Source organism: Streptomyces sp. NPDC004561, assembly GCF_053602155.1.
Genome location: NZ_JBSGDB010000351.1, coordinates 1 through 9,594, shown reverse-complemented (window position 1 = coordinate 9,594; position 9,594 = coordinate 1). Strand labels below are relative to the sequence as shown.

Annotated in this window: 9 protein-coding genes and 2 pseudogenes; 2 read left to right on the top strand and 9 right to left on the bottom strand. The window is 72.1% G+C overall.

What is annotated here, in order from left to right; translation table 11 throughout:
• Both ACWEN3_RS33420 and ACWEN3_RS33415 read right to left on the bottom strand, forming a co-directional pair.
• Positions 1–246: pseudogene (locus ACWEN3_RS33420) on the bottom strand (hypothetical protein); the annotation flags it as partial.
• A gap of 49 nt (positions 247–295) precedes the next feature.
• Complete coding sequence (locus tag ACWEN3_RS33415; protein WP_452978533.1) at positions 296–814, bottom strand: tetratricopeptide repeat protein; 519 nt, start codon at positions 812–814, stop codon at positions 296–298.
• A gap of 95 nt (positions 815–909) precedes the next feature.
• Here ACWEN3_RS33415 and ACWEN3_RS33410 point away from each other — a divergent pair, with 95 nt between their 5' ends.
• The gene (locus tag ACWEN3_RS33410; RefSeq protein ID WP_452978530.1) at positions 910–1,302 is read left to right on the top strand and encodes a hypothetical protein; all 393 of its coding nucleotides are present in this window, start codon (positions 910–912) and stop codon (positions 1,300–1,302) included.
• Positions 1,303–1,391: 89 nt separating this feature from the next.
• Here ACWEN3_RS33410 and ACWEN3_RS33405 read toward each other — a convergent pair whose 3' ends face one another.
• The 7 genes from ACWEN3_RS33405 to ACWEN3_RS33375 form a co-directional block, all read right to left on the bottom strand.
• Positions 1,392–2,939: a DUF1996 domain-containing protein gene (locus ACWEN3_RS33405; protein WP_452978527.1), complete on the bottom strand. Its 1,548-nt coding sequence runs from the start codon at positions 2,937–2,939 to the stop codon at positions 1,392–1,394.
• A 173-nt stretch (positions 2,940–3,112) separates the two neighbouring features.
• Entirely contained in the window at positions 3,113–3,766 is a 654-nt protein-coding gene (locus ACWEN3_RS33400; RefSeq protein WP_452978524.1) for a response regulator transcription factor, read from the bottom strand.
• Entirely contained in the window at positions 3,751–5,028 is a 1,278-nt protein-coding gene (locus tag ACWEN3_RS33395) for a sensor histidine kinase (protein WP_452978521.1), read from the bottom strand. Before ACWEN3_RS33395 ends, ACWEN3_RS33400 begins: the two co-directional genes overlap by 16 nt.
• A gap of 53 nt (positions 5,029–5,081) precedes the next feature.
• On the bottom strand, positions 5,082–6,107 hold the full coding sequence (locus ACWEN3_RS33390; RefSeq protein WP_452978518.1) for an NAD-dependent epimerase/dehydratase family protein: 1,026 nt from the start codon (positions 6,105–6,107) through the stop codon (positions 5,082–5,084).
• Positions 6,108–6,169: 62 nt separating this feature from the next.
• On the bottom strand, positions 6,170–6,730 hold the full coding sequence (locus ACWEN3_RS33385) for a winged helix-turn-helix domain-containing protein (RefSeq protein WP_452978516.1): 561 nt from the start codon (positions 6,728–6,730) through the stop codon (positions 6,170–6,172).
• A 384-nt stretch (positions 6,731–7,114) separates the two neighbouring features.
• A complete protein-coding gene (gene glnII / locus ACWEN3_RS33380) occupies positions 7,115–8,146 on the bottom strand; it encodes a glutamine synthetase (protein WP_452978513.1) in 1,032 nt (343 codons plus the stop codon).
• A 346-nt stretch (positions 8,147–8,492) separates the two neighbouring features.
• Complete coding sequence (locus ACWEN3_RS33375; RefSeq protein WP_452978511.1) at positions 8,493–9,152, bottom strand: MSMEG_1061 family FMN-dependent PPOX-type flavoprotein; 660 nt, start codon at positions 9,150–9,152, stop codon at positions 8,493–8,495.
• A gap of 45 nt (positions 9,153–9,197) precedes the next feature.
• Here ACWEN3_RS33375 and ACWEN3_RS33370 point away from each other — a divergent pair.
• A pseudogene (locus tag ACWEN3_RS33370) lies at positions 9,198–9,506 on the top strand (alpha/beta hydrolase); the annotation flags it as partial.
• Positions 9,507–9,594 lie beyond the last annotated feature (88 nt).

Sequence of the window (9,594 nt, the reverse complement as noted above, 5' to 3'; positions counted from 1 at the left end):
GGTAGTAGTCGAGCGACTTGGCCATGTCGACGGTGACCGCCGCCGTGACCCGCCCCGGGGCAGGGCACGCTGGGCGAGGGCGTGTGCGGTCAGCACCCGGCGGCCGCGGCTGAGGCCGGGCGGCAGCACCAGGTAGGCGATCCGGACCAGCCGTGGGTAGTGCTCGACGAGCGAGGCCTCGGCCTGCTCGACGTCGGCAGGTCCGGTGGCGGCGGCGTGACGCTGGGCTACATCCTGTGACTGCACGTCCAGGAAAACGAGCGACCCGTTGGTTGGTCACCGTCAAACGGCCGGCTCATGCCTCCGGATCGACCAGGGCGCGCGCGTAGTTGGCCATCGATCGCTGGTAGCGCGGCAGATGGGGGGCCAGGGCGCCGAGCACCAGGGACAGGCCCTCGCGGTCCCGGCCGAGGCTGGACAGGCACAGGGCGAGACAGGCCCGGACCGCGTCGTCCAACTCGTCCGAAGGAGCGTCCAGTTCCGGGGTGAGCAGCTTGACGCCCTCCTCCGCCCGGCCGATGTTGCGCAGCGAACTGGACAGCTGGATCTTCGCCCGCCGCCCCTTGTAGCCGTCGAGCCCCCCGGCCAGCGCCTCCCGGTACAGCGGCGCGGCCTTGTCCGAGTGCCCGGTCGAGTCCCAGGCGCAGGCCCGCTCGAACGGGCCCAGCGGGCTGTCGGCGGGCAGCTCGGCGACGAGCCCGTCGACCACCGCGCGGAACTCGGCCGCACGCTCCTCCGGGTAGTCGTCGAAGGTGGCCCAAGCGGCGGTCACACGGTCTTCCCAGTCCTGGTTCACCGGGTCACCTTCGCACACCAGTGCCCCTGCGTCACCGGAATTGAGCGCACCGCGCGCGGGAGCCGTATCCGAAGGAGCTGAGGCATGCTTGGCCCACCAGACCGGAGGAACAGATGAGGTTGACCAAGGCGGTGCTCTGCGCCACAGCCGTACTGACGCTGGCGGGGTGCGGATCCGGCGGGGACACCAAGGCGGTGCCGCCCACCGCGACCGGCAGCCTGGAGAGCCTGGCCGCCCAGGTGAAGTGCAAGCCGAACATGCAGACCGACGCCGACGAGATCCGCCAGGCCATCTGCGACAACCACGACGGCAAGTTCATTCTCGCCACCTTCGCCACCGACCGCGGCCAGCGCGAGTGGATCAACGACGCGAAGGACTACGGCGGTTACTACCTGGTCGGCCGCAAGTGGGTCGCCGTCGGCGGCGACGGAGTCGTCAAGGCGCTGCGCGGCACCCTCGGCGGGGACGTGGAGATCGGCGCCGACCACCACGCGCACGGCGGCTGACGAGGCCGTACGCACGGCGAAGGCCGGTGACGGGAGGGGGTTCCGTCACCGGCCTTCTGTCTGCGGCGGGTCAGTGGATCACGGGGTGATCACGCGCACTTCTGACCGTTGTTGATGCAGTTGGCGATCTGGTTGGCCAGGCCGCCCGTGGTGACGCTGATGAAGTCGTCGTGGTCCGTGATCGCCTTGTGCAGCTCCTCGGGGAAGCCGTCGACCGCGTAGGCGTTCTTCACCGTGCCGTCCGCCTGGACGACGGGCTGCGGCACGTTGTAGACCAGGCGCATCGTCAGCTGCGGGATCGCCTTGAAGTTGTTCGGGCAGACACCGCTCGCGGGATCGGGGAAGGCCACGTGCGTGCGGTGGTTGGCGCTGTCGATGTTCTGGCCGTCCCAGCAGCTCTGGAACGCGAACGAGCGCACCACGTTGCTGCCCTGCGGACAGATCGGGTACTTGTCCGTCAGCTGCACCCTGTTCTCGAAGCCGGTGCAGCTCCAGTGCGCGTTGGCGTTGGCCGGCCCGTTGACGAAGGCCTTGGCGTCACCGGTGATGATCCGCAGGAACTGCGGCATCGCGACGACCTTGCTGGCCGGGCTGCCGACGTACTTGATCTGCGCCTGCTGGGCGACCAGGATCTTGCCGACGTTGAGGTCCTTGCCACCGCCGTCCGCGTTCGCGTCCTTCTCCTGGGTGCCGTCCTGCTCGCGGATGACCGGCCAGTAGTACGCGGAGAGGTCGTTGCGGTTCTGGCAGCTGGTACCGCCCTGCAGGAACGTCTGGTTGCTGGCGAACGCGTCGATCTTCTGGTTGCCGACGTAGTCGTGCACATGGTGAGCGCCGTTGGTCACACCGGGCGCGACGATCACGTTGTCGCTGTTGTGGACCTGGTTCGCGTTCACACCGCAGCGCGTGGTGAACGTGCCCGTCGAGGCGTTGCCGGTCTTGTTGGGCTTGGCCAGGACGTTGGGCGCGACCTTGGTGATGTCCACGAAGTCCGCCGCGGCCGGGCCGTCACCGCCCTGGCCGCCGTTGTTGCCCTGCTGCTGGCCGCCTTGCTGCTGGCCGCCCTGCTGCTGGCCGCCGTTGCTCGGCTGGCCGGTCTGCTGCTGACCGCCGTTGTTCTGCTGCTGGCCACCGCTGTTCCCCCCAGCGGTGGTCTGGTTGGCGGACTGCGTAGTACAGGCGGCGAGCTGCTTCAGCGAGTTGTCGAAGGATCCGCCGACGCGCTGGATGTCGATCCTGATCCGGTCGATCGTCGCCGCCCGCTTGTCCTTCAGCGGCCCGACGATCGCGTTCTGCACGAAGTTCGGGTCGTTGGCCTGCGACTGCCGGGTGGAGGCGAGCCGGGTGTAGGCGTCGGTGATCTGCTTGTCGAGGTTCGACAGCTCCCTGGCCACCCCCCAGCGGGCCCTCCTCGGCACGTTCGTCAGCTTCTGCTGGACGTCGGGGCAGGAGATGGTCGCGACCTGCGCCGTGGCGGCCTTCGTCTGGTTGCCTCCCCACGTCTGGTTGTTCGACTCGTGCGCCGAGGCGTAGAAGTTCGCCCAGATCAGCCCGCCCCCACCGAGCGCTAGGGCCGCCGATGCGGCTATGGCCTTGGCGGCCAGCGGCGTACGGCGTTTTCGTGTGTTGCGTCCCATGGAACTCCTCTGACTTCCTTGCGGGGCAGCATCGAGGCGCCCGACAGGAGTGAAGCGGCGTCCTTCCATACGCACGCCGCACCAGAGGTGTTCAGCGGTCTCACGAATTCATCACAGGATCGCCCGCCCCGGGGATCTCAACCCCGGTCTGAGCAGCGGAAGTTCTAAAAAAATCAACGGCCCCGGTCGAGGTGGGCGAGGACCGCCAGAACGCGCCGGTTGTCGTCGTCCGACACCTCGAGTCCCAGTTTGCCGAAGATGTTGGAGGTGTGTTTGGCGATGGCCCGTTCCGTCACCACGAGCTGCGCCGCGATGCCCGCGTTCGACCGGCCCTGCGCCATCAGCTCCAGCACCTCCCGTTCGCGCGGGGTGAGGTTGCCGAGCGGCCGGTCGTCGGCCGCCCTGCGGGCCAGCAGCTGCTGGATCACCTGCGGGTCCATCGCCGTACCGCCCGCCGCCACCCGGCGCACGGCGTCCACGAACTGCTCCGCGTCGAACACCCGGTCCTTCAGCAGGTAGCCGACCCCGCCGTCGCCGTCGGCGAGCAGCTCGCGCGCGTACAGCTGCTCCACGTGCTGGGAGAGGACCAGCACCGGCAGCCCGGGCCGCGCCCGCCGGGCCGCGAGCGCGCACTGCAGGCCCTCGTCGGTGTGCGTGGGCGGCAGGCGTACGTCGACCACGGCCACGTCCGGCGCCGACTCGGCCAGGGCCCGGGTGAGTTCGGGGCCGGACCCGACGGCCGCGGCGATCTCGAAGCCGTGGGCCTCCAGCAGCCGGACCAGTCCGTCGCGCAGCAGGAAGAGGTCTTCGGCTAGGACAACGCGCACGGGATCTCCAGGGTCACCAGGGTGGGACCGCCCGCGGGGCTGCTGACGGCCAGGACGCCGTCGAATGTACCGAGCCGCCGCTCGACCCCGGCGAGCCCCGAGCCCGCCCCCGCCACGGCTCCGCCCCGGCCGTTGTCGGTGACCGATATCCGCAGCATCCCCTCGGCGTGGTGCAGGTCGACCCAGAGCCGTTCGGCGCCGGAGTGCTTGACGGCGTTGGTGAGCAGCTCGCTGACCGCGAAGTAGGCGGCCGACTCCACCGGCGCGTCCGCCCGGCCGGGCAGCTCCACGGTGACCTCGGCGGGCAGCGGCAGCCGCAGCGCCAGCGCCCTGACGGCGTCGCCGAGTCCGCGCTCGGCCAGCACCGGCGGATGGATGCCCCGGACCAGGCCGCGCAGTTCCTCCAGGGCCTCCACGGAGTTCCGGCGGGCCTGGGAGAGGAGCCTGCGCGCCTGTTGCGGATCCCGGTCGAGCAGCGACTCGATCGTGCCGAGGTCCATGCCCATCGCGACCAGCCGGGCCTGGGCGCCGTCGTGCAGGTCCCGTTCGATGCGGCGCAGTTCGGCGGCCGAGGTGTCCACGGCGTCGCGCCGGGTCTCGGTCAGCACCCGTACCCGCTCGGCGAGTTCGCCCCGGTCGCCGCCGAGGACGGCGCGGGTGAGCCGGAAGTGCGCGGCCAGCAGGCGGGGGGTGAAGCGCCAGGCGGCGAGGAGGATCACGGCGGCGAGCGCGGCGGCGCCGAGGGCCGACGCCTGGCCGGTGATCGGGACGAACGCGTACCAGTACGTGTCGCCCGTGCCGCGCACGTACGCCCGCCACAGCCCGGCCGCCAGCAGGAACCCCTCGACCGGGAAGAACACCACGACGGCCGGCAGCAGCGCGGTGACGAAGCCCGCCGTGATGTCCACCGCTGGCCACCGCACGTCCCGCCAGGTCTGCGGGTCGCGCAGCATCGCCACGGTGCGCGTCCACGGGCGGCCACCCGCCGGGAGCGGCCGGTGGGCGGACCGGATCCGCACTCCGCACCACTGTGCGGCGAGTCTTGCGCGCGTGTCCGCCAGGGCCCGCACGCCGGTCAGCACCCACGGTGTGGTGACGAGCCCGACGCCGAGCGGGACGAGCGCGAGGGAGACCAGGGTCAGGACGAGGAACGCCACGCCGAAGGGCAGCACCACCAGCGCCAGCACCAGCCCCCGTACCGAGGCCAGCAGCGCCTCCCGTGCCCGCGCCCGGAAGGGGCCGCTCTTCATGTCGGTGTCCATGGCCGTCAGTCTGGCCGAGCCCCGGCCGCCCGGTCACTGGCCGAAGCCCCCGATCAGGGGGTGGTGCCAGGTACACCCCCGGCCCCGGCCAGCACCCGCGCCTCCACCGCGGGATCGAGGCCCGGGGCCGGCCGGTCCGGCCGCCGGGGTGCCGCTCCGCCCAGCTCCGTCAGCCACCGCCAGGTGTCCGCGACCGTCTCGCCCACCGGCCGGCACCGCAGCCCCGTCGCCACCGCCCGCGACACGTCCGCCCGGTGGACGGCGTCGTACATCTCGCCGCCCGGCGGCACCCACACCGGCAGCTCGGTCCACGGCTCGATCCCGGCCGCGAGGATCGCCCCGGGGTCGGTCCAGCGCAGCTCGGCGTGCCCGCCGGTGACGTCGGCACAGGCCCGCAGCAGCTCACCCATGGTGGTGTGGCCGGGCGGGCTCACCAGGTTGTACGGCCCGCTCGACGCCCGCTCCACCGCGCCGAGGAGCCAGTCGGCGAGGTCGCGCGCATCGACGTACTGGAGCGGCAGTCCGTCCGGACCGGGGGCGAGGACCGGGCCGCCGCGGGCGATCCGGGTCAGCCACCAGGGCAGCCGGCCGACGTTCTCGTACGGGCCGAGGATCAGCCCGGCCCGCACCAGCAGCGAGCCCTCGGCGCCGAAGGACTCCACGGCGGCCAGCTCGCCGCCCCGCTTGTCCCGCGCGTAGTCGGCCGGCCCGGCGTCGGCCGCCGCGCCCTCGACCAGCGGGGCGTCCTCGCCGACCCCGGGCGGCCAGGGCCATGCGTACACGGAACGGCTGGAGACGTACACGTACCGCCCGGCACGGCCCCGCAGCAGCCGTGCCGCCTCCCGCACCGCACGAGGAGCGGCCGACCAGGTGTCCACCACGGCGTCCCAGGTCCCGGGATCCCGCGCGAGCGCGTCGAGGCCGCCGGCGGCGGTGCGGTCGCCGCGCAACGCCCTTGCCCCGGCGGGGGGTTGGTGCCGTCCCCGGTTGAGGACGGTCACCTCCCAGCCGCGCCCGAGCGCGGCCTCCACGACGGCCCGTCCCACGAACTCCGTACCGCCCAGCACAAGAAGTCTCATGCCGGGAAGCCTGCCCGGTCCGGGCGCCCGCCGGTACGGGACTCTGCCGAGGGCAGAGCGGGTCAGCGCCCGGCCGGCGGGGCGTACTTGTAGCCGACCCGGCGCACCGTCCGGATCGTCTGGCGGTGCTGCGCGCCCAGCTTGCGGCGCAGCCGGGCGATGTGCACGTCGACGGTACGGCCGTCGCCGACATGGCCGTACCCCCACACGGTGGTGACCAGCTGGTCGCGGGTGTGCACCCGGTGCGGATGCGCCACGAGGTGGGCGAGCAGCTCGAACTCCAGGTAGGTCAGGTCGAGTTCGCGGCCGTCGACGCTCGCGGTGCGCCGACCCGGGTCGATGCGCACGAGGGCGTCGCCGTCCGCCGCGGCCCGCGCCCCGTCCGGCGGGGCGACCGGCGGGAACGGCGGGTGCTGGTCCGCCGGGACCAGCACCAGGTAGCCGACCATCGGCGGCCGGCCGGGCAGGTCGGGCAGGGTGTGCGGCGGGGCGGGGAGCCAGGTGGCGCCCGGCGGCAGGAAGTCCGCGACCTCGACCGCCTCGTCCCGGTCGACGGCGCGCAGCCGGTGCCGGGCGGGGGCGGTGAGCGTGGAGGCGGGGGAGAGGGAACGAGTGGTCGCCATGAGACGTCAGCTCTTTCGCGCGAGAGGTTCGTCGGGAGGTGCGGCGGCCGCGATTCGTGGTCGGGCGCGCCGGAGGACGTACGTCGTTCCGCGCTGGCCGAAGGCCGGGGTGTACGGCTTTAGAGGGCCCGCGCGTTCGCCGCGCGGCAACACATCCGGTCGAAGTCGTGGTGCTGACGGGAGGGCCAGAAGGGCTCCAGGTCATGGCGACCCGTCGCGGTGATCTTCCGGAAGCCGGCCATGCGCCCATTGAAGCAGACACCGGCCCGTGGCAGGAGTCTCCTCTCACTGCTTGGACGGTGCCCCGGCGCGAGGCCGGCGTTCCGGGCACACGCGAAGGGGGCGCCCACCGAGTCGGCGGGCGCCCCCTGTCGAACGGGTGAGTCAGACCTGTCCGGCCTTCTCCAGGGCGGAGCAGCAGGTGTCCACCAGGAGGCGGGTCACCACGTACGGGTCGACGTTGGCGTTCGGGCGGCGGTCCTCGATGTAGCCCTTGCCGTCCTTCTCGACCTGCCAGGGGATGCGGACCGAGGCGCCGCGGTCCGAGACGCCGTACGAGTACTCGTTCCACGGGGCGGTCTCGTGCAGACCGGTCAGACGGTCGTCGATGCCGGCGCCGTAGTTCTTGACGTGGTCCAGCGGCTTGGAGCCCTCGCCGAGGGACTCGCACGCGGTGATGATCGCGTCGTAACCCTCGCGCATCGCCTTGGTGGAGAAGTTGGTGTGCGCGCCCGCGCCGTTCCAGTCGCCCTTGACCGGCTTGGGGTCGAGGGTCGCGGAGATGCCGAAGTCCTCGGCGGTGCGGTACAGCAGCCAGCGGGCCACCCACAGCTGGTCGGAGACCTCCAGCGGGGCGAGCGGGCCGACCTGGAACTCCCACTGGCCGGGCATGACCTCGGCGTTGATGCCGGAGATGCCGAGGCCCGCCTTCAGGCAGTTGTCCAGGTGGGCCTCGACGATCTCGCGGCCGAAGATCTCGTCGGCGCCGACACCGCAGTAGTAGCCGCCCTGGGGGGCCGGGAAGCCGTTCTCGGGGAAGCCGAGCGGACGGGTGCCCTCGAAGAAGGTGTACTCCTGCTCGATGCCGAAGATCGGCTCCTGGGCGGCGAACCGCTCGGAGACCTCGGCCAGCGCGGCACGCGTGTTGGACCGGTGCGGGGTCATGTCGATGTCGAGGACCTCGCACAGCACCAGGATGTCGTCGCCGCCGCGGATCGGGTCCGGACAGGTGAAGACCGGCTTGAGCACGCGGTCCGAGGCGTGGCCCTCGGCCTGGTTGGTGGAGGAGCCGTCGAAGCCCCAGATCGGGAGCGCGTCGAGGCCGGCGGGGGAGCCCGTGATGATCTTCGTCTTGGAACGCAGCTTGGCCGTCGGCTCGGTGCCGTCGATCCAGATGTACTCAGCCTTGAAGGTCACGGGGCCACATCCTTCGGGGGTGGGTCGGGCGCACTCGGCGGTGCTGCGGCGCTGCGGCACTGGGGCGCCGCTCTCGATCTGCCGCGCAGCCTGCCAACAGGCGGTTTCCCGGTCATTGCTCGAATGTGAACCCCGTGTTACCTGGCCGTTCCGTGCCGCGGATCACCTTGTGAGGCGGATTCCGGGACGCTAGGGGCCTGCTCCACCGCCTCCCGCACCGCGTCGAGGAGTCCGGATCGCGGCCACGAACGCGATCGGTCCGTGGCCGGATACGACGGCGACGCCTTCGGGTTGCGTACGACAAGGCCAGGGCGGGCCGGTGGTTCGGCGGTCGCAGGTCGGCCCGTCACTCGTAGCGGTACCTCAGCGAGTCCGCCTCCGCCTGCTCGATGTCGGCGATCGTCAGCTCCGGCATCCGCAGCTGGGCCAGCGTCACCTCGGCCGAGGTCGGCTGGGCGTCCACCGGCAGCCACTGCTCCGGCTTCCAGGCCCCGCTGCGCAGCAGCGACTTGGGGCAGTGCGGGTAGACCTCCTCGATCCCCAGCACCAGCGCACTGGCCGGCGGCTTGCCCACGGCGGTCAGCTGCGACAGCAGCTCCGGGCGGGTGGAGACGCAGGCCCGGCCGTTCACCCTGAGCGTCGTGGTGCGCCCCGGGATGACGAACAGCAGCCCGGCCCGTCCGGTGGCGACGACGTTCTGCAGGGTGTCCAGACGCTTGTTGCCGGTCGCGTCCGGTATCGCCACCGTCCGTGTGTCCAGGACGGCGACGAACCCGGCGGGGCCGCCGCGCGGGGACACGTCACAGTTGCCCTCGGCGTCCGCGCTGGCGACCAGGACCAGAGACGAGCATACGATCAACCGCTTCGTCTGTTCGGTGAGTTCGGTCATCTGCTTGCGTACGGCCGCGTCGCCGGGGAGTGCGTAGGCCCGGCGCAGCGCCTCCCGGTCGGACACGGCATCGAGGCGGAGCGAGTCGAAGGCACTGCTGGCAAGGGGTGGCTTCATGCCCCGACCCTAATGGGCCGACCTGCGATCGATCTTGGCCGGTGAGTGCGCGCGGCCGACCTGAGCGGCGTCTGCCCGAGCGTCCCGGCCGGCGACCGCCACCCCCGTACGGTCGCCGACCCGGCCGGTTGCCGGACGCCCCCCCGCAATGGCGGGGGAGTTGTCCCCACCTGGACGGGCCGGGGCGGCGCCTCGGCCCGTCCAGGTGGGCACTCCTGTGGCGGCTGGATCGCCCTGCGCGCCTCGGCCCGGGTGCGCCGCCTGTTCCTCCTGGACCCGGCCCTGTGCTTCGCCGGATACAAGGCGGCGAACCCGCTCCACGCCCTGCCGATGCTGCCGCGGCCCACCTGCCGTCCGCGTGGCAGATACATGCCCATCAGGCGCCGCCCGGCGAGGGCGAGGGCGTCCCTGCGCATCGTCAGGTACCCGGCGAAGAACACCA